The sequence below is a fragment of the Micromonospora sp. NPDC049175 genome (genome assembly GCF_043197345.1).
In the GTDB taxonomy this organism is placed as follows: Bacteria; Actinomycetota; Actinomycetes; order Mycobacteriales; family Micromonosporaceae; genus Micromonospora.
On the sequence record NZ_JBICSY010000006.1, the window covers coordinates 533831 to 553355 of the forward strand.

The window sequence follows — 19525 nt, forward strand, 5'->3', positions numbered from 1 at the left end:
CGACCGATCACGCCGGGTACGACGGCCCGCCCTCGCGTCGTCCGGGAGGTCGAGGGTGGTACTCCGGGCGGAGCCTCGCGCTGGCGAACGCCCCCCGCACCGCCGCCGAGAGCGCCGTCATGTCGTACGCGCCGTGGTGCCGCCGGCCGTTGATGAAGAAGGTGGGGGTGCCGGTGACACCGCTGAGGTCTGCGGAGTCGACGTCCTCGGCGACCCGGTCGACGCCCATCCGTTTCACCATGTGCTCCCGGAACCGGTCGAGGTCCAGGCCGAGCCGTTCGGCGTAGCCGAGCACCTCGGTGGGGTCGAGGGCGTCCTGGTGCGCGAGCAGCAGATCGTGCATCTCCCAGAACGCGCCCTGCTCCCCCGCCGCCTCGGCGGCCTCGGCGGCGAGTTGGGCGTGCGGGTGGACGTCGGTGAGCGGCAGGTGCCGCCAGACGTACCTGACGTTCGCGAAGTCGGCCAGCAGTTCCCGGACCACCGGCTCGGCCTGCCCGCAGTAGGGGCACTCGAAGTCGCCGTACTCCACGACCGTCACCGGCGCCTCGACCGGCCCGCGCATGTGGTCACGCTCCGGGTCGACCGGCAGCATCAGGTCGACGATCCCCTCGGTGACGCCCAACAGCGCCCGCGCACGCCGTGCCGGTGACAGTCGTCCGACAGCGCGGAACACCAGCCAGGTGACGAGGGACGCGCCGGCTGTGGCGACGAGGATGCCGAGCTTCGCCTCGTCCAGGGCCGGGCCGCTCAGGGCATGGGTGGCGATGAGCAGCGCGACGGTGAACCCGATGCCGGAAACCGTGCCGACCCCCACGACGGCGGCCCAGCCGACGGGTGGCCGGAACCGGTTACCGCTCAGCCGGGCCACCAACCACGAGGTGGCCACGATCCCGGCCGGCTTACCGACGACGTACGCGACCACCACACCGAGCGCCACCGGCGAGACCACAGCCCTGGCGAGCAGGTCGCCGTCGATCACGATCCCCACGTTGGCCAGCGCGAAGAGCGGCACGACCAGGTAGCTCGCCCACGGATGGTAGATGCTCTGGAGCCGCTCGTTGGGCGACACCGCCGAAATCAGCCCGGCCCGCGCCATCCGGGCGAGCTGCGGGGTGGGCTGCTCACGGAAGAGGCGGAACTGGTCGCTGGCCCGCCGCAGGTCGCTCCGGTCCGGGGCGTACGCGTAGGTCAGCAACCCCATCACCAGACCCACCACGACCGGATCGACACCGGACTCCGAGACCGCCACCCAGGCGGCCACCCCCAGCACCGCGTACACAGGCCCGAACCGCACACCCAGGGCCCGGACGACCAGGACAACACCGAAGATCACCACCGCGACGAGCAGCGCCGACAGCGAGGGATGATGCGGGTACGCGATGGCCAGCACCGCGATCGCGAGCACGTCGTCGACGACGGAGACGGTCAGCAGGAAACCCCGCAGCCGATCCGAGAAGCGCGGCCCGAAGACGGCCAGCGCGCCGAGCGCGAGCGCCGTGTCCGTGGCCATCACCACGCCCCAGCCCCCGGCCGTGGTGTGGCCGGCGTTGATCACGAGATAGATCGCGATCGGCAGCAGCATGCCGCCGAACCCGGCGAGCATCGGCAACGCCAGCCGTCGCCGCTCCCGCAGCTCGCCGATGTCGAACTCGCGGCGCAACTCCAGCCCGGCCACCAGGAAGAAGAAGGTCATGAGGCCGCTGTTCACCCAGGTACGCAGGTCGTGTGACACGGACCAGTCGCCGAGCCGAACCGAGAGCGAGGTGCCCCACACCGACTCGTACGACGAGACGTGCAGGTTGGCCCAGCCGAGGGCCAGCACCGCGGCGACCAGCACCACCCGGGCACCGCCGGTCTCGGTGCGCAGGAACGCGCGCAGCGGAGCGTTGAACCGCCCCTCCCAGGCGGTCCGACTGCTCCATCCCCGCAGGGGACTGCTGCTCGTCACGGGAACAATCCTTGTCGAGCCGATCGGCACGTGGTTCGGAATCGGACACCTCGTGACGGGCCGCCGCGGACCCGGGCCCACCGCGCCTGTTGCGTCGATCTTGCACTTTCTGTCGCCGAGATGCGGGACTCTGCGTCATTTGTCGCGACAGCAAGTGCAAGATCGCGCGGAGGGCCGGCGACCACCCTGAGGGCACGCACGCAGTGCGACTGGTTGGTAGCGTGCCGGTGATGTCGTCGGTTCCTGGGGAGGGTCGACATGTGGGTGGACGACGCCGCGCTCGACGCGGCCGAAGGCCGACTTGACGAGTGGGAATCATCGCTCGCCGAGCGGGCGGAACGAGCCAGGACTCTGTCGGCGACGATGCGGGAGCTGACCGGCACCGCCCGCAACGCCGCTCGGACTGTCCACGTCACCGTCGACTCGGCTGGTCTGCTCGTCGACCTGCGGCTCGACGAGCTCATCCGGCACCAACCCGCGGCGCACACCGCTCGGCAGATCCTGGAGACCACCACCGCCGCGCGCGCCGACCTGCTCCGACAGGTCAGCGACGCGGCCACGGAGTCGTTGGGCGACGACGCGAGCACCCGGGCGATCATCGACTCGTACCGCAGCCGACTTCTCCCCGACCAGGGATCAGACGATGCCCGCCGGTGACGGCATCGAGGTCGACCCGGACGACCTCACCGCCCACGCCGCACGTCTCGATCGCTGTGCCGACAGCCTCGACACCGCCCAGCAGGCCGGCCAGCACGTCCGGTTGGGCACCGACGCCTACGGGCAGCTCTGCGCGCTGATGCCGACGCTGCTCGACGGCCTGCAGCGAACCCTGGTCGACGGCATCGGCTCCGCGGCCGGGTCCGTGCGGGACACCGCCGGGAGGCTGCGGACCAGCGCGGACCGCTACCGACACTCGGACGCCCACGCCAGGCAACTGCTCGACGGGGTGCGGCAGCAGCGGTGACGTCCAATCCACTCGTCGCCGCCGCTGCGGACACCCCGCCCAGCGCCTGGGCGGGCGTGTGGATCTGCGAGGACATCGAACTCATCGCGCAGGGCGTCCGCAACGGCAGTTGGATCGACGGCAGCCTCGGCGTGGTGAGCGCCGGCCTGGACGCCCTCGCCTTCGTCTCCGACCCGGTCGGCGCCCTGCTCCAGTACGGGATCGCCTGGCTCATCGAGCACGTCAAGCCGCTCAGTGAGGCGCTGGACTGGCTCGCCGGCGACCCCGCGCAGATCACCGCACACGCCCAGACCTGGCGCAACGTCGCCGCATCGCTGCGCGAGGAGGCCGGCGCGCTGACCCGCGCCGTTCGCACCGACGTCGCCGGCTGGGGCGGTAGCGCCGGTCCCGCCTACCGGGGCTGGGCCGCCGAACAACAGCAGGCCATCAGTGGCCTCGCCCAGGGCGCCGACACCATGGCCGCGATCACCGAAGGCGCCGCCGGCCTGGTGGCCGCCGTCCGGCTCCTGGTCCGCGACGCCATCGCCACCTGCGTGTCCCGCCTCATCGTGTACGCGAGCGAACTCGTCATCACCGGCGGACTGGCCGCGCCGCTGGTCGTTGAGCAGGTGACGACGTTGGTCGCGTCGTGGGGTGCGCGGATCGCACGGCTGCTGCGCGGGCTGCTGGCCAGCCTGCGGCGGCTCATTCCGGAGATGCGCCGGCTCGGCGACCTCATCGAGAAACTCAAGCAGGCGCTGGGTCGGCTCCAGAAGCAGTCGCCCGATCCCCCGAGGCCCGACAATCCCGGGCCGACGAAGATTTCGGCTGATCCCAGCCGACCGGACTTCACTCAGGCCGAGATCGACTCACGGAAGATCACCGCCTACGCCATGAACCCGGACCACCCTGTCGGCAAGAACAAGTATCGCGTCATCAACTCCGCCACTGGCCTCGGCCCGGACGACGCCGACGCAATCCTGCAGCAGATTCGCGAAGGCGTAATCGCCGGCAAGCCCCTGCTCGGCAAGGCGGACGAGTTCGGCCAGCGGTGGAACGTGGACCTACCCCTGAGCGGCCCCGATGGCACGATCACAGTCCGCACAGCCTGGATACTGGAGAGCGGGGCACCTGCACCTCGGATGGTGACAATATCGTTCCCGCCAAAGGAAGGTTGACATGGTGGAGCTGTACGACGTGATTGAACTCCGAGAAGCCATTCCGGGAGAAGAACTGCCCGCCGGGGCAACGGGAACCGTCGTGCATGTCTTCAACGGCCCACCGCCTGCGTACGAAGTCGAGTTCGCCGACGCCGATGGCCGTACGGTCGCCATGGTCACGCTCCGGACAGACCAGATAGTGCACCGCGACAGATAGTTCGGAGGCAGCGGGCTGGTTACGGCTGGCGAGCGGTGGGTGCCACCCTGCCCGGTCACTCGGCAGTCTCTGCGATCATGTCCGGATGGTTGGCGGTGGCAGCGACGACACGGTCACCTTTCGGCGTGCCGGAGTCGACGACATACCCGACGTGCTCCGCGTCCTCGACGAGGCGGCGGCATGGCTGCGCGAACGCGGGATCAGTCAGTGGCCCGCGCGTTTCGAGGCGGGCTGGATCGATGACGCGTGTCGCCGCGGTGAGACCTGGCTGATCGCGATCAACGACAGGATCGCCGGGACCGTCACGCTGGACTGGGCGGATCCCGTCTGGGCCGACATCAGCGGGCAGGCGGCGTACGTGCACAGGATGGCCGTGTGCCGCTGGGCAGGCGGTCTCGGCGCCGTCATCCTGGCCTGGGCTGCGGACACCGCCCGTTCTGATGGCCGGGATGCTCTCCGCCTGGACTGCGTGGCATCCAATCGTCGGCTACGCGCCTACTACGAGGCCTCCGGGTTCGTTCACCGCGGTGACGTGGCCGTGGGTGGTGCACCCGGCCAGCGGGAACAACAGGGCCCCGTCACCATTGTCAGCCGTTACGAACGGCCGCTGCACGCCGCGGGCTGAAACACGGTCTGGTACCCGTACGAGTGAAGGGCTCTGGTCAACCCTGGGTGAGGCGACCGTCCTGGTCGAAGCGGAGGCGACCGCTTGTCACCGCGACGTGCAGCCCGTACCGGAGTAGTTTGTCGATCTTCTCGGTGCGGCGGCGGTAGCCCAGCCGTTCCAGGCCGGCGCGCAACAGCCGTTCCTCGTCCATGCTCGGTACGCCCCGCAGCACGTGCACGAGGGCGTTGGCCACCTCCTCGGGTGGCACCTCCTCGAACGCGCGGTCGTTGCTCGCCTGCGTGACCCGGTACGCGCGGTACGTCTGCGGGTCGGTGTCCTCGGGCCAGGCGTACCGGCTCACGCTCGGGTGCGGGTACAGACGACGGGAGTCGACGAGCGAGAGCACTGCGGTACGCCGGTCCTCCCGGGTCCGGAGGAAACCGAACCGGGCGAGGGCGAGGCGTGCGAGCCGGTGCTGTTCGATGGGTCCCTCGGCCTCGATGATCTCGTGGAGGGCGGTCCGCATCAGCTCACGTACCGCCCGATCGGTGGCCAGCAGGTCGAGGTCGGCCTGGTCTCCGAGCGGGGTCGGGACGTACGGAACGAACGGGCTCACCGTGATCGTGTCCGCATCCGAGGGTGCCGTGACCTGCGGTGCGGCGAGTGCGGTGACCGGTGGCGCCGACACCTCCCGGAACGGCTCCTCGTCCAGCGCGAGGCGCGGCTGGGGCACCTCGGCGGGCGGTGTCGGGCGCGGCGGTTCCACATCCGACTCCGAGCGCGGCTGTGGCAACGCGATGGTGTCGGGTGCCGAGGCGACCGCCGACGGCTCCGGTTCGGCGGTCGTGGCGGCGTCGGCCCGGGTGACCGCCTCGTCGACCCGGTCGAGCAGCGCCGACCGGTCGTGGATCCACGCTGGCAGCCAGAACCGCACGACCTCCGGCCAACCCATGATCGAGCGGAGGAGCGCGGGCGCCGAGTCACGGTCGGCCACCGTCGGGCGGGCGCCCCACTCCGGACCGTCGAGCATGACGGCCACCTGCCACAGCGGTGCGCCTGGTCTGCGTACCGCGATGTCCACTGTGAAGTCGGAGAGACCGTGCGAGGTACGGACCTCGTGGCCGCGGTCGCGCAGCGCCGCGGCCACCTCCGCGCGGATCCGACTGCGCCGCTCGGTGCGGTCGGCGGTGAGGTCACCCAGGCGTTCCGCGCCGGCGGCGGCCATCTCGCAGTACGCCCGCAGGTGCTGCGTGCCCAACGCGGACGTACGGGACAGGTCGATGTCCGACGGGTCGAAGGACGAGTAGAGGACGACCTGGCGGCGGGCGCGGGTGATGGCGACGTTGAGTCGCCGCTCGCCGCCGGCCTGGCTGAGCGGACCGAAGTTCAGCGGGAGCTGACCGGTCTCCGGGTTGGTGGAGAAGGCCAGGGAGAACAGGACGACGTCCCGCTCGTCGCCCTGCACGTTCTCCAGGTTCTTCACGAAGATCGGCTCCGCGACCGCGCCGGAGAGGTGCTCGCGGATGATCGGATCGGTGCTCTCCTCCAGCAGGTTGAGGATGAGGTCCCGCTGCTGGATGTTGAAGGTGACCACGCCGACGGACTGGGTGGCGGTCGCCGGCTCGTGCAGCCGCCGGGTGATGTCGGCGAGGATCGCCCGCGCCTCGACCTCGTTGGTGCGGGACCCGCCCCGGTCGTACTGGCCGTCGACCCGCCGCCAGCTGACGCCCGCCGAGCTGGCGGCACCGGGCGACGGGAGGCTGGAGAGCTTGTTGTCGTAGTAGTAGCGGTTGGAGAAGGCGATCAGTGACTCGTCGTGACTGCGGTAGTGCCAGGAGAGCCACCGTTGCGGCAGCCCCGACTCGACGGCCTCGCTGAGGATGCTCTCCAGGTCCTCCGGCACCGGGCCGTCGCCCACGTCGACCTCGTCCACACTGTGGCTGGCCTGCATGATGCTGCTTGGCGGCATCTGCCGGGAGTCACCGACCACCACCGCTGCGCTGCCCCGGCCCATCGCGCCGATCGCCTCCGCCACGCGGATCTGCGAGGCCTCGTCGAAGACGACCAGGTCGAACCGTTGGCTCCCCGGCGCCAGGAAGTTCGCGGCAGACGCGGGACTGACAAGCACGCACGGAGTCAGTGCGAGCACCGCGTCCGGGTACTGCTCGAACAGCTCCCGGAAGGACCGCCCGCCCCGCTTGCGGCGCAGCTCCGCCGCGAAGTCGGCGAAGCGGCCACGCCTGTCGGCCGGGCTGAAGGGGCGGCGGCGGACCAGCACCGACGGCAGCTGCGTCGGCAGCGCGGACCGCAGCTCACCGGCGGCCGCCTCGAACTGGCTGATCTCGTCGTCGTGCAGTTCCGGGTCGAAGTACTGCAGGCCGCCGGCCCGCATCCGCTCGGCGAGGGACGCCGCGGCGACTCCCCGCCGGTAGACCTCCTCGGCGAGATGCCCGGCCACCTCGGCGCGCAGTAGCTGGTCCTGGTAGTCGGTGAGACCGGCCGAGGCGAGCACGTCGGCATGGGTCAGGACGGTCGCCCACCGGCGCAGCGGGAACAACTCCTCGCTCCGCAGCTCGTGCAGCCAGGCCACGCCGTCGCGCTGCCAGGCGTCGACCCAGTGCGCTCCGGCGGCCCACCGGCTCAGCTCCGACCCGCCGGAGCGCAACACGCCGCGCCAGGCCCGCCACCGCGAGGCGACCCGGTCGAGCAACACCGCGTCGACATCGGTGAACCCGCCGTAGAACAGCTCCCAGGCCTGCGGGTGCCGGGCCAGGAGCGTCCGACCGACCTGGGTCGCCTCGATCGCCTCGGCCAGCCGCTCCTGCGCGTCGGGGTCCGTGGGCTGCCACTGCGACAGCCGCAGTCCGCCCACCGCCACCCACTGCTGATCGAGGGCCGCCGCCTGCGCCTGGGCCGCCACCAGCCGACCGCTTGTGACCTCCACCCGATCGACGTCGAGCGTCGCACCGGCGACCAGGTGCACCGCCAGCCGATCCACGATTGCCTGCCAACGCTTGCGCTTGCCGAAGAGCCTCTTGGCGACCCCCTGCGCCTCGGCGTGCCAGGCGGTCAACTCCGGCCGGGCGAACACGTCCGGCCGGAAGTCGGCCAGCTCACCGGCGAAGCCCTGCCGGAAGGCCGCCAGGTCCGCCTGGAGCCGGGCCACCGCCTCGTCCCACCGTCGGTCGCTGGCGTGCAGGGTGGTCTGCCGGTCCGGCAGCAGTCCGCGTACGGCGAGCCACGCGCCCGCCTGCAGCTCGCTCACGGTCTCCGGGGCGGGCAGCGTCCGCAGCAACTCGACCAGGTGCGGGTGGGTGGCGAGGTCGGCGCGGAGGCGTTCGAGCTCACCGGCGATCTCGGTGACCGCGGCGCCGTGCAACCCGTCGAGGGTGCGGCAACCGCTGAGCGCCCACGGGTGCGCGGCCCGGAGTCGGGCCGATCGTGCGGCCGCCGGAAACTCCCGCAGGGTCGTCTCGACCTGCGCGCGTGCCGGGGCGGGCGCGTGCAGGTAGGCCACCGGGATCGGGGCGACCGGGCCGTCTCCGTACGCCAGGGTCTGCTCGTAGGCCGACCAGAGCGACATCCCGACGGGGTTTGCGGTGTGCACCTGGGCCGGATACTCGGCCAGCGGGGCGAGCCGCGTCCGGTAGGCCGTCTCGACGGCCGTCCACGAGCCGTCGCCGCCCTGGTCGTACTGGTCGAGGGCGTCGCGCAGCTGCTGGCGGATCGCGTTGAGGGACTGCTTGCGCCCGTGCAGGTCGAGCGCGAACGGCCCGAGGCCCACCTGCCTGAGGCGGCGCTTCACCACCTCCAGCGCGGCCTGCTTCTCGGCGACGAACAGCACCGACCGGCCCGCGCTGACCGCCCGGGCGATCATGTTGGTGATGGTCTGGGACTTGCCGGTGCCCGGCGGGCCCTCCAGGACGAACGAGTGGCCGCGCTCGGCGCGCACGATGGCCTGCATCTGCGACCCGTCGGCGGGGATGGGCAGGTGCAGGTCGGCCTCGTCGACGGCGATCTCGACGTCGTGCTCCGGGCGGGCGGGATCGTCGAACGTGGCGCCGGAGGACTCGACAAGGTGCCGGACGACCGGGTTCTCCAGGAACCGGGGCCAGTGGTCGGTGAGGTCCCGCCACATCTGGAAGGTGGAGAACTGCACCAGCCGAAGGCTTGCGGTCTCGTCGATACGGTAGTTGAGCCGGTTGTCGAGCAGCCCGGTGTTGATCGCGGCCAGGGTCTTGGCGATGTCGATGCCGTGCTCGTCGAGGACCGGTCGCTCCAGCTCCGGGATCCGCACGCTGTGCTTGACCCGCAACCACTCGATCAGGCAGTAGTTCGGGCTGGCGACCTCGGTGCCGTCGATGACCATCGCGTACGGACGACGGCCGTTGCCGCCCTCGATGCGCACCGGCAGGAGGAACAGCGGCGCGTACGCCTCTCCCCCGGTCGTCTTCGTGTGCACCAGGGTGCCGATGGTCAGGTAGAGGTAGTTGCTGCCGGTCTCCTGCTCCATCGTGCGCGCCTCGCGTTGCAGCGCCCGCATCGCGGTCTTGTAGCGGGCGTCGGTGACCGCGCCGTAGACCCGCCGGTCGGTACGCAGCTCCCGGGTGAGGATCTCGCCGTCGAGGTCCTGCGCCCGGCGCGACCCGGCCAGCTCGTGGACGTGACTGATGTCGTCCTGCGGGATGACCTGCACCTGGCGGCCGTCGTGGATGAGGTCGTCGAGCAGGGCCAGCGCACCGGCGGGCACGTGCAGGTCCAGCCCACGGCCGCGCTTGGGCAGGTTGAGCAGCGGATTACGCAGGCTCAGGTCGAGCAGCGACTTCTTCCACTGCTGGACGCGCGCCGGCGACCCGTCGGACTGGTACGGCACCTCCTCGCCCTCGTCGGCGAACTGACGCAGCTTCGCGGCGGCGACGCCGGGCGGCAGGTCGAGGGACGCTGTTGTCTCTGGCGTCGCCTCGGCAGTCGTTTCCTTCAGCAGCGGCGTGGCGACCAACTCGTCGGCTGACGGCAGCGGGCGGATCCCCGAGCGATGGGCCAGGTGCACGTCGACGACGCCCTGCATGCGGTCGCCGTCGCCGCGGAAGTGGCCGAGCCCGACGCGTACCGCCTCGGTGAAGGTCGCCGACTGCGCGCCCGGCCCGATGCGGGTCAGCTCGACCGGGACGGCCCGGCCGGAGTCCACCATGGAGATCAGCAGGTTGGTCTCGGTCACCGCGGCCGAGCCCAGCCGTTCCTCCTCCAGCAGGAAGCCGCCGAAGGCGTGCCCCGCGCTGATGAAGATGAGCGGGTGCAGCCCCGCCGCCTCCAGACACGCGGCGTACGTGACGGACAGGTCGAGGCAGTTGCCGAGCCGCCCGTCGAGCACCGCCGCCGTGGTGCGCACCTTCTGGCCGGTGTGCTCGAAGGACGCCGGCAGCGTCTGGTAGGTGATCTCGAGCTGGCGCAGCGCCTCGTACACGGCGCCGGCGATCAGCACCGCTCGCGCCGAGCCCTCCTGGTAGCCCTGCAACGAGCCGGAGCCGGTCCGCGCGAGCAGGAGCTGGGCGGCTGCGCGTAGGACCGCCTCCACGGCCTTGGTGTTCGGCTGCACGAAGGCCGCCAGGCTGTCGTACAGGACAGGGCTGTTGAACCACTCGTTGTGCGCCAACACTCGCGACGGGGCGACAAGCGTCAGTGCCTCCTCCTGCGCTTGCACCCGAAGGGTGTAGTCGACCGGGAATGCCTCGTCGGTGCGGTACAGCAGCGTGCGGTCGGGGGTGAAGTCGCGGAAGTCGTCCCAGCTCGTGCTGGCACCGGGCCGCAACGGCGCGGCGAGGGTACGCGTCCACGGCTCTGTCAGGGCGCCGTCCGGGCCGCGCAGTTCCAGGGTCACCGTGACATCGGTCAGCGGCACCGCACCTCGGTTGACGAGCGTGAGGTGACGGACCAGCGGCACCCGGTTGTGCACCAGGGCCGCGTTGATGGCCGGCTGCACGATCAGCCCGACGTCGAGCTGGTCGTCGGTGACGGTGAACTGCGCGAAGACGCTGTCGGACATGGGCATCCCTCCAGGTGGGGAGACCGTGGAGAGCCAGCCTAGCGGTCGACCGACAGGTGGAGAGGGCCCCGGCCGTACGACGATCTTGGAAGTCTTCTGTCTGAGGCAGGATCTCCGCCATGACGACGCAACACCAGCACCTGGTCTACGGCCACGCCACGGCGCACGACTGCCTCGTCTTCGCTGACGCCGGCACCGCGACCGAGGAGGCCGCGGAGATCCAGGCGCTCGCCGACGCGCGAACCTGGGGCGAGGCCCGCCAGGTCCGGATGACCCACCTGTGGAACCCCGCCGGCCGGGAATACCACGACCCGAAGGACGGGTACGCCGACGACATGCCCTTCGACATCACCGAAGTGGGTGCGGTCGCGGACGGAAACTGGCCGCCCATGGTCACCAAGCGGGCGTTCACGGTGCTGCCGCAGGACCTCCAGGACCGTTGCGGCAAGCGCCAGGTCACCGTCCATGACGGCGACTACCTCGAGATCCCGGTTGCTGGCGAGGGCGGGTTGGTGGCCGAGCTTCGTGAACGCGGCTACGAGGTGACCCGCGACGACGCGCTGATCAACCAGCTCGGCGGCTTCCGCCTGGGCTCGCCCGCCGCTTGACCGGCTCCTCCACACAGCGGCGGCGTCGCCGGCTTGGAATTCACCTCCGAGTCCGAGACGCCGCCCCATGCCTGGACAGCTCAGTTGAAGGCGAGCGCCTTACTCAAGATCGGTAGGTCGAACGGAACCACCAGGCGCAACGGCTTGTCGGTCCGCATCCCGTTTTGAGTGATGATGAGCGTCGTATTCAGTTGCCCGGCAAGCCGGCTTCGGCTGAGCCGGTCAATCGCCTCCACCACGGTGATCGCCCTGGAGACCAGAACGGCGTTCTCCCCGGGCTCGGCGAAACTAAGCACCTGCCGGACCGGCTCCTCCTCGGCGATTCCCGTGTTCTTGACCAACTGATCGGCGAGCCACCGCGCGATGGCGTTGGTGGTCAGCACGCCCACGTAGGCGTCGTCGTACACCGGCAACTGTGAGTACCCGAAGGCACGGACGTGTTCCAGCGCGATGCTAATCGGATCGTCCGGATGCACCCTGCAGACATTGCCGGATTTGAGGACGGTCAGCGCCAACGGCGGTTCGATGATCTGCTGTCGGAGATGCTCGATCTCCTGCACGACGACCTCGACCGGGTCGGCGATCGGCCGGCCGCCGTAATAGGTGCCGTGGCTGATCGCGTTCCGCAGCGAGGCAAACGCGACCAGGGCATTCTTCTGATGGTGCGACAGAGGCCTCCGCTGCCCATAGTCCCGGATCAGCTGGGCGAACCCGACCGCCACATCGGCCCGCAGAGTAGACCGGAAGTGCTTCTCAATGTCGTTGAAGGCGGCGAGAAATCGCGCACCTGCCGTCGTGATCGTCACCGGCGGAGCCTGCCACAGCCCCGGCCTGCCGCCGCATCATGGCCCGCCAGATCGGCCTCGTCCATACTGTCCGACCGCTGGCATCGCTTCCCTCATCGGCGCAAGCGGCGGGAGCAGTGGCCGTCGTGGCCGTCGTGGAGGAGGCAGCGTCGGCCGCCGGGCATCCGCAGGTCGCAGAAGACCCGGTGGCGGAGAAACTGCTGGTCCTCCTCGGAGACGGTGGTCTCCCCCGGATCTGCCATCGGCAGCACCAGCATCCACCGGCCGATGACCCGGGCCAGGCGTTGCGCGGCAGGCAGGTCGTTGGCGACGACGGGCAGGTGGATGACATACCGCTGGCTCACCGGGTGTGGCCCCGCTCGTTGCGGGCACGGGCCTGATCGGTCTGCCCGCGAAGCAGGCCGGCCTTGATCCGGGCAGTCTCGCGGCGGCTCTCGGCGAGAGCGGCGTAGACGGCGGCCATGTCGCCGGCGCCCCGGTCGAGGAAGGCGTACACGTCGTCGGGGTTCAGACCGCGACGTCCGAACCCGGTCGGCGGGAAGCGGCGTTCGCGCACCTGCCACGGCAGCAGACTGGTGTACGCGGCAGAGTGGTAGGTAGGTGGCCCTGGTCGCTGGTTTCTGGGGTTCATCTGCCTGCCTTCCGGACGCGGAGGAGCGAGGGGTGTTCGGGAAGCACGGCGGCCGTTCGGGGGGACCCGCCGGCCGCCGTGCTGTGACCACCCTGCGACACTCCGCAGTGGAAACGCAACGTTCCAGACAGCGTTTTCGCCGTTGTGCATTGACTTTCTTTGCTGCAACCCGTAGGAGTTGCAGGAGAAGGTCACGCAGTGTTGCGTGGCGGAACCAGGGAGTGTGCGGATGCCCGACGACATCGGATCGACAGTGCCACGCCGACAACTCGGCCGGCTCCTGCGACAGTTCCGCAACGAGGCCGGGGTGACCCTCGACGCCGCCGCCGAAGCCCTCGAATACAGCCGGCAGAAAATCTGGCGCCTCGAATGCGGCCAGGGCTCGGTCCGGGTGCTCGACGTCAAGGCGATGTGCGAGCTGTACGGGGTGTCGCCCGAGATGACCGAGGCGATGCGCGGGCTGGCCGTGGAGACGAAGTCGAAGGGCTGGTGGCACGCGTACGGGGATGCGGTGCCGAACTGGTTCGAGCTGTACGTGGGGCTGGAATCCGCCGCCGCCCACCTCCGTCGTTATGACGAATCGCTCATCCCTGGGCTTCTGCAGACCAAGGAGTACGCCCACGCGCTCTACCGCCTCGGCGGGATCCTGAGCGAGGAGGAACGCGAGCGGGCCGTACAGGTCCGACTTCAACGGCAGGCATTGCTCTTTCGGCGGTTTCCGGCAGCTCCCACGCTTGAGTCCGTGCTGTCTGAGGCGGTACTCCGCCGTGGCGTTGGTGGCTCGCCGGTCATGACCGAACAGCTCGCTCACCTCACCAAACTGTCCGAGCTACCGAACGTCAGCGTCCGGGTGCTGCCACTGGCAGCAGGCCCGCAGCCCGGCGCGGTTGCGGGATCCTTCGTGATCCTCGACTTTCCGCCCACCAAGGGCGGCCGTGCCGCGCCAGAGCCCTCAGTGGTTTACAGCGAATCGCTGACCGGGGCGCTCTACCTCGACAAGCCCGACGAGTTGGCCGCCTATGAGCGCGTCTGGCGCGGGCTGGATGCGCTGGCCCTCGGCGAGGCAGAATCGACTGACATGATCAAGCGGATCGTTGGGAGATGCGGCATGACTGACCTGACCGGCGCCATCTGGCGCAAGAGCACCCGCAGCGGCGACAACGGTGGCGACTGCGTCGAGGTTGCCGACAATCTTCCCGGCATCATCGCGGTGCGCGACTCCAAGGATCAGGCCGGATTGGCTCTCACCTTTCGCCCGATCGCTTGGAGCGCCTTCGTCGACGGTGCCCGCCACAACACGTTGACCCGCTGAAGTCGTATACCCTCGTGACCGCACGGACGTGGGGACGGCCCTTGCAGTCCGATGCGCGGGACCAAACGGCGGGTGACTCGCGGACTATTCTCACGCGAGACTCGTGCAGTGACTCATCCCGACCCCTACCAACAGTGGCAGCCGGCGCAGACCGAGCATCTACCAGTCCCCGTTGCTCAGCACCATCACGTTCCGGTACCGACGCAGTCGGTGTACGTCGTGCCCCAGGCGGTGCTCGTACCGCAGAAATCTGCCGGTGCTGCCGTCGCCCTTGAGCTGGTCCTGGGCCTCTTCGGCATCTTCGGCGTGGGCAACCTGTATGCCGGTCGAACATCTTCCGGTGTCATCCTGATGCTGTCCTTTTGGGGGCTCTTCTGGATCAACTTCCTCCTCCTATTCTTCTTCGTCGGCATCGTGACGATGCCCCTGACCTGGATCGCCTACCTGGTCCTAGGCTCCCTACTCGCAGCCCGTGCCGTGGAGCGACACAACGCCAGCGTTGTCGCCGGCACCCACGCAGCAATCACGCGCTCCTACTGAGACGCACGCCGAGCCGATCCAAGCGGCCTGGCGGCACCGGCCCCCGCATGGGAAGGTGCTCGTTCACCCGCTAATTTTCCGCACTTGCCGGTGACGGACCAGGGAGGTCACGTGCCGTTTCAGGCACCCATCACGATTGCCGCCGCGCTTGAGCGGATGGCCCGGCACGACTATGTCCTTCCCGCGATTCAGCGCGAGTTCGTCTGGGGACCCGACCGGATCTGCAAGCTGTTCGACAGCCTCATGCGTGGCTACCCGATCGGATCGTTCCTGTTCTGGAAGGTCAACGGGGACAAGGTCAAGTCCTATACCTTCTACGACTTCGTGCGGACCTATCACGCAAAGAACTCGCCGCACTGCCCGACTCTCGACGTCGAACGCGGCAAGGACGTGACCGCCATACTCGACGGTCAGCAGCGGCTGACGGCACTTAACATCGGCCTCCGTGGCTCGTACGCCGAGAGGCTGCCGAGAATGAGGGTGAACAATCCCCTCGCCTACCCGACGAAGCGGCTCCACATCAACCTGCTGGCCCGGGGCGACGATGACGAGCTGGAGCTTGCCTACCACTTCCGCTTCCTGACCTCCGATGAGGCCAAGGCCCGCGACGCAGGCACGTTCTGGTTCCCGGTCTCGGAGATCCGAAGCATCAGCGAGGGTGACCAGGTCTTCGACATCACGGCTCGCCACGAGCTACCCAACGCCGCCGGACGGGTGCTCTTCAAGCTCTACGAGGTCGTCAAACGCCAGACGCTGATCAATTACTTCGAGGAAGAGGATCAGAGTCTCGAGAAGGTGCTCAACATCTTCATTCGGGTCAACAGCGGCGCGGTCCCCCTCTCCTTCAGCGACCTGCTGCTGAGCATCGCCACGTCACAGTGGCGAGAGCGGGACGCACGGGAGGAGATTCACGCGCTGGTTGACGACCTCAACCGCACTGGGCAGGGCTTCAGCCTCGACAAGAACAGCGTCCTGAAGAGCGGCTTGGTCCTGCTGGGCAGAAGCGACATCCGGTTCAGGGTCGACAACTTCGACCGCCACACGATGCTCGCCATGGAAGAGGGCTGGGACGACATCGAGCGAGCGCTACGACTCGCGGCCCAGCTACTCAGCGATTTCGGTTTCTCCTCCGCCACGCTGCCCGCAAACAGCGTGATCATCCCACTCGCCCACTACGCACACCTCCGCCGGCTCGACACGGGCTACCTGCGCCGAGCGGCCGACGCCCAGGACCGAGCGGAAATCCGCCGATGGCTGCTCCGGGCCGTGATCAAGGGTGGCATCTGGGGCAGCGGGCTCGACACGCTGCTCGGTGGGCTCCGAGCGGTGCTGGACGCGGAAGCGCGCACCGGGTTTCCCCGTGAGTCCCTCGAACGGGAGATGTCGCGACAGAGCAAACCTCTCCGCTTCGATCCACTCGAGATCGACGATCTGCTCGACCTCAAGTACGGAGCGACGAAGTCGTTCGCGCTGCTGGCGCTGCTCTATCCGGGCATCGACGTACGCAACGCGTTCCATGTCGACCACGTATACCCACGCAGCAGATTCACCGCAGCCCGGCTGCGCGCTGCGGGGATCGCTGACCAGGACATTCCCGCCTACCTCGAGCGGGTCGACCGGCTGGCCAACCTCCAGCTCCTGGAGGGCACGGAGAATGTCGACAAGCGGGCTGCCCTGCCCTGGGAGTGGGTCCAACGGGCCTACCCTGATCCCGCCGCTCAGGCCGGTTACCTGTACCGCAACGACCTTGGCGAGCTGCCGCCGCTGACCGACTTCCTGGCGTTCTACGATCGGCGGCGAGCGCTGATGCGCGAGCGTCTCCTCGAGCTTCTCGGGATCGATCCGGCCGCGGCCGCCGAGGCGCGCGATCAGGGGGACGACACGCGCCATGCCTTGACCGAGGAAGCGCCGCACATCCGCCGGTCCCAGCGACGCGACATCGGCGCCCACATCATTTCGGCCTTCACCTCACTCGCCCCGGGCGGGTTCCTGACGATCAACCAAATCAGAACCCACCGCAGCGAGGAGTACGGCGACGAATTTCCGTCGGCGGGGGCGATCTCGGCCCGACTCTTCCCGCTCACGGGAAGATGCACGGTGCCCGGTGTCGAGCCGGGCGTCAACGAGCGCGGCGTACGGGGTGCCAGAAAGGCGCAGGTCGAGCGGTAGTCAGCGTTCTGTACGCATCGAGTCCTCGCCCAGCCGGTCGAGGTGATCCAGCAGCGCCTCCACTTCAGCGGCAGCGGCTGAGTGCGATCCGTACTGCCGGTGCACGTCCCACCGGAGGCCTTTGAGCTGGCGACATGCGTCGGTGACGTCGCCGACGCCGGCGGCGAGCATGGCGATCTGCTGCCGCAGCGCGAACAGCTCTGGCGAGTCCTGCGACATGAGCTGCTGCTGCTCGGCGAGCAGCGACCGCAACTCGGCAAGCGCGGCTGTCGTCTCGCCCAGCTCGGCCTGGCACACCGCTGCCTGCTGCCGGCACTGCCAGATCAGCTCCTGGTCGGGGACCGGGCGTTCCCCCAAGTCGGGAACGAGTCGTTGAAACTCTGGCAGCGCCTGCCGGAACGCCCCGGCGAGGACATACAGGTTGGCTAGGTGGAGGCGCAGCTCCAAGATCCTCGGTTGTTTGGCGCCGTGCCCCTGCCTCACCGGACGCAACGCTGTTTCGAGCAGGTCGGCGGCCTGTGTGAACCGCTCATCCTCGGCCAACTCCCAGGCACGCTCCTCGACCTCGGCCAACTCGTCGAGGGACAACGGCCCGACAACCTCTGGTACCGAGCGCGGCCTGACGATGTCCACTCTGGTCGGCACCATCGGCGCACGGGGCGGTAGCGGGCCGAACGGATAACGGTGGGGCATTGTCGGATCGACGGAGTGACCGTCCGCGACCGCTACCGCCAGGTCGTCGGCCACGCCAGGCTCGACTACTCCGAGCGGCGCCAAGAGCTCATACACCTCGGCGGCGGATCCGGGCCGGTCCTGCGGGTCCTTGGCGAGCAGCCGGCCGACAAGCCGCACGAGACCATCGGGCACACCGGCGCGATGGTCGTTGACCGACGGAATCGGGTCGTTCAGGTGTCGGTGCAGCAGGCCGAGCGCGCTTTCCGCGCGGTACGGCGGCTGGCCCGTTAGCAGCTCGAACAGCACGCAACCCAGCGCGTAGAGGTCGGCCCGAGGCCCGACGGCGCTGTTGAGCGCCTGTTCGGGAGCCATGTAGGTGGGCGTGCCGAGCGTGTGGCTGGTGGCGGTCAGCCGGGGCACGTCCGGGCCGAGCAGCGCTGCCACCCCGAAGTCGAGGACCTTGACCGATCCGGTCGGGGTAACCATCAGGTTCTGCGGCTTGAGGTCCCGGTGCACCAGAGAGGCGGCGTGCGCGACGGCGAGCACCGAGCAGATCTGCGCGCCGATGGCGGCTGCCCAGGGCACGGCGAGCCGGCCACGCTCGGCGATCAGATCAGAGAGAAGCAAGCCCGGTACGAGCTGCATGACGATGTAGACGTCGTCGCCGTGGTGGCCGACGTCGTGGACGCTGGGCACCCCGGGGTGGTCCAGCCGGGCGGTGACTCGCGCCTCCCGCATGAACCGTTCGACGGCGTTGTCCCGCTCGTTCTCAGGAATGGTGAGCTTGCGGAGGAACTTGATGGCGACGGGCCGGTCGAGCTTTTCGTCGAAACCACCCCACACCTCCCCCATGCCGCCATGACCGAGCGGGTACGTCAGTTCGTACCGGTCGGCGACGCGCTCCTGTGCCCGCATCAAGCCCTCACTGTCGCGGTCAATTGCAGCTGTGGGTGCTGTTAGTGCTTGCCACCGTACAAGTCATTCAGTTCGCGGTAGGCGTTGAGCACCGCCGTCGTCTCGTCTGCGAGTTGTTCACTGGCACCGGAGGTGCCGACCATGAGGTCGGTGGACAGCTCGGCGAGCGCCTTCTCGGTCCGCTGCAGGGTGACATCCAGGTCACGGTCCCGGATGAACATTTCGCCAGACTCGGCAGCGGCGGTCAGCTGCGCGACAAGCCTTGCGAGGTCGCCGTTGACCTCTTCCCACAGCGCGTCTGCCTGCTGCCGCTGGTGCATGAGATCGCGATGGGCACGGCTCGACTCGTCTGAGGCGTGCGTCTCGTGCCGTCGCAGGTCGTCGCGAACAGCCCGGATCTCCTGCTTGCGAGCGAGGTCCTTGGCACCGTCCCACAGGGCTTGCGCCAAAAGCTCCCCGGCCTCGTTCGGCTCCACCAGCTCGTCAAGCTCAGGCAGCGTGCGACCAACTCGCTCGGCGAGCTTGACCAGCGCCCGGAATGTCCGCTGCTCCTGGGGTGTGGTCAGCACCCGGTGGATGTCGGGGAAGCTACGCATGTTCGGCGTCCTGACCCTGCCTGGCTGCTCGGCCCTGACCGAGCCGACGATCGCCACCACGGCGAGAACGAGCCCGCCTGAAATGAGCATCCCGGCGTACGCCCCACCGCCGGCCATGCACAGTCCACCGAAGACGACCGCCAGCAGCATGATCTGCTGGGCGGCCCGGCGGCTCGCGGCCTCCCGGCTCATCGGGGCTTCCGGGGTGATGTCGGTGACGCTGCCCCACTCGTGCACACGGGCTCGGCCTCTGACTCCCACCTCGGTCAACGCGGCCGCGGTGGCCTTCGCGTCACTGGCAATCCACAAGTGGACGTAGTTTTCTGACGACACCAAGAGGACGTTGCCTTTCTCG

At 69.1% G+C, this 19525-nt stretch carries 16 protein-coding genes; 9 read left to right on the forward strand and 7 right to left on the reverse strand.

Annotated elements, in window-relative coordinates:
• Positions 1–7: 7 nt before the first annotated feature.
• Complete coding sequence (locus tag ACGFH8_RS25700; protein ID WP_393371640.1) at positions 8–1948, reverse strand: Na+/H+ antiporter NhaA; 1941 nt, start codon at positions 1946–1948, stop codon at positions 8–10.
• 258 nt (positions 1949–2206) lie between these two features.
• Here ACGFH8_RS25700 and ACGFH8_RS25705 point away from each other — a divergent pair, with 258 nt between their 5' ends.
• From ACGFH8_RS25705 to ACGFH8_RS25725, 5 genes are all read left to right on the forward strand, one after another.
• Positions 2207–2605 carry a YbaB/EbfC family DNA-binding protein gene (locus ACGFH8_RS25705; protein WP_393371642.1) on the forward strand — a complete coding sequence of 133 codons (399 nt, stop codon included), beginning with the start codon at positions 2207–2209 and terminating at the stop codon, positions 2603–2605.
• Positions 2592–2912, forward strand: a complete 321-nt coding sequence (locus tag ACGFH8_RS25710; protein WP_393371645.1) for a type VII secretion target — start codon at positions 2592–2594, stop codon at positions 2910–2912. Before ACGFH8_RS25705 ends, ACGFH8_RS25710 begins: the two co-directional genes overlap by 14 nt.
• Positions 2909–4069, forward strand: coding sequence for a WXG100 family type VII secretion target (locus tag ACGFH8_RS25715; RefSeq protein WP_393371648.1), 1161 nt, complete (start codon positions 2909–2911; stop codon positions 4067–4069). The genes ACGFH8_RS25710 and ACGFH8_RS25715 overlap by 4 nt, the downstream gene beginning before the upstream one ends.
• A 1-nt stretch (position 4070) precedes the next feature.
• Positions 4071–4268 (forward strand): DUF4926 domain-containing protein, encoded by a 198-nt coding sequence (locus ACGFH8_RS25720; protein WP_393371649.1) that lies wholly within the window; start codon positions 4071–4073, stop codon positions 4266–4268.
• Positions 4269–4353: 85 nt separating this feature from the next.
• Positions 4354–4893: a GNAT family N-acetyltransferase gene (locus tag ACGFH8_RS25725; protein WP_393371652.1), complete on the forward strand. Its 540-nt coding sequence runs from the start codon at positions 4354–4356 to the stop codon at positions 4891–4893.
• Between the two features lie 37 nt (positions 4894–4930).
• Here the strand turns inward: ACGFH8_RS25725 and ACGFH8_RS25730 are convergent, their stop codons facing one another.
• Positions 4931–10918 (reverse strand): DUF4011 domain-containing protein, encoded by a 5988-nt coding sequence (locus tag ACGFH8_RS25730; protein WP_393371655.1) that lies wholly within the window; start codon positions 10916–10918, stop codon positions 4931–4933.
• Positions 10919–11037: 119 nt separating this feature from the next.
• On the opposite strand from ACGFH8_RS25730, the gene ACGFH8_RS25735 reads away from it, so the two are divergent.
• Positions 11038–11526 (forward strand): hypothetical protein, encoded by a 489-nt coding sequence (locus tag ACGFH8_RS25735; protein ID WP_393371658.1) that lies wholly within the window; start codon positions 11038–11040, stop codon positions 11524–11526.
• A gap of 80 nt (positions 11527–11606) precedes the next feature.
• On the opposite strand, the gene ACGFH8_RS25740 is transcribed toward ACGFH8_RS25735, so the two are convergent.
• The 3 genes from ACGFH8_RS25740 to ACGFH8_RS25750 form a co-directional block, all read right to left on the reverse strand.
• Positions 11607–12332: a CBS domain-containing protein gene (locus tag ACGFH8_RS25740; protein WP_393371660.1), complete on the reverse strand. Its 726-nt coding sequence runs from the start codon at positions 12330–12332 to the stop codon at positions 11607–11609.
• 92 nt (positions 12333–12424) lie between these two features.
• Positions 12425–12676 carry a hypothetical protein gene (locus ACGFH8_RS25745; RefSeq protein ID WP_393371663.1) on the reverse strand — a complete coding sequence of 84 codons (252 nt, stop codon included), beginning with the start codon at positions 12674–12676 and terminating at the stop codon, positions 12425–12427.
• Complete coding sequence (locus ACGFH8_RS25750) at positions 12673–12963, reverse strand: DivIVA domain-containing protein (protein ID WP_393371665.1); 291 nt, start codon at positions 12961–12963, stop codon at positions 12673–12675. The genes ACGFH8_RS25745 and ACGFH8_RS25750 overlap by 4 nt, the downstream gene beginning before the upstream one ends.
• 229 nt (positions 12964–13192) lie before the next feature.
• On the opposite strand from ACGFH8_RS25750, the gene ACGFH8_RS25755 reads away from it, so the two are divergent.
• From ACGFH8_RS25755 to ACGFH8_RS25765, 3 genes are all read left to right on the forward strand, one after another.
• Positions 13193–14275 (forward strand): Scr1 family TA system antitoxin-like transcriptional regulator, encoded by a 1083-nt coding sequence (locus ACGFH8_RS25755; protein ID WP_393371667.1) that lies wholly within the window; start codon positions 13193–13195, stop codon positions 14273–14275.
• Positions 14276–14383: 108 nt separating this feature from the next.
• Complete coding sequence (locus ACGFH8_RS25760) at positions 14384–14815, forward strand: hypothetical protein (protein WP_393371670.1); 432 nt, start codon at positions 14384–14386, stop codon at positions 14813–14815.
• Positions 14816–14926: 111 nt separating this feature from the next.
• Positions 14927–16984 carry a DUF262 domain-containing protein gene (locus ACGFH8_RS25765; RefSeq protein WP_393371672.1) on the forward strand — a complete coding sequence of 686 codons (2058 nt, stop codon included), beginning with the start codon at positions 14927–14929 and terminating at the stop codon, positions 16982–16984.
• Here the strand turns inward: ACGFH8_RS25765 and ACGFH8_RS25770 are convergent, their stop codons facing one another.
• Positions 16985–18574 (reverse strand): protein kinase, encoded by a 1590-nt coding sequence (locus ACGFH8_RS25770; RefSeq protein WP_393371674.1) that lies wholly within the window; start codon positions 18572–18574, stop codon positions 16985–16987.
• A gap of 41 nt (positions 18575–18615) precedes the next feature.
• On the reverse strand, positions 18616–19503 hold the full coding sequence (locus ACGFH8_RS25775) for a hypothetical protein (RefSeq protein ID WP_393371677.1): 888 nt from the start codon (positions 19501–19503) through the stop codon (positions 18616–18618).
• Between the last annotated feature and the right edge of the window lie 22 nt (positions 19504–19525).

Excerpts from the sequence above, each read along its gene's own strand:
- ACGFH8_RS25705 (WP_393371642.1), top strand. The coding sequence starts at position 2,207 with ATGTGGGTGGACGACGCCGCGCTCGACGCGGCCGAAGGCCGACTTGAC.
- ACGFH8_RS25710 (WP_393371645.1), top strand. The coding sequence starts at position 2,592 with ATGCCCGCCGGTGACGGCATCGAGGTCGACCCGGACGACCTCACCGCC.
- ACGFH8_RS25720 (WP_393371649.1), top strand. The coding sequence starts at position 4,071 with ATGGTGGAGCTGTACGACGTGATTGAACTCCGAGAAGCCATTCCGGGA.
- ACGFH8_RS25725 (WP_393371652.1), top strand. The coding sequence starts at position 4,354 with ATGGTTGGCGGTGGCAGCGACGACACGGTCACCTTTCGGCGTGCCGGA.
- ACGFH8_RS25730 (WP_393371655.1), bottom strand. The coding sequence starts at position 10,918 with ATGTCCGACAGCGTCTTCGCGCAGTTCACCGTCACCGACGACCAGCTC.
- ACGFH8_RS25735 (WP_393371658.1), top strand. The coding sequence starts at position 11,038 with ATGACGACGCAACACCAGCACCTGGTCTACGGCCACGCCACGGCGCAC.
- ACGFH8_RS25750 (WP_393371665.1), bottom strand. The coding sequence starts at position 12,963 with ATGAACCCCAGAAACCAGCGACCAGGGCCACCTACCTACCACTCTGCC.
- ACGFH8_RS25755 (WP_393371667.1), top strand. The coding sequence starts at position 13,193 with ATGCCCGACGACATCGGATCGACAGTGCCACGCCGACAACTCGGCCGG.
- ACGFH8_RS25770 (WP_393371674.1), bottom strand. The coding sequence starts at position 18,574 with ATGCGGGCACAGGAGCGCGTCGCCGACCGGTACGAACTGACGTACCCG.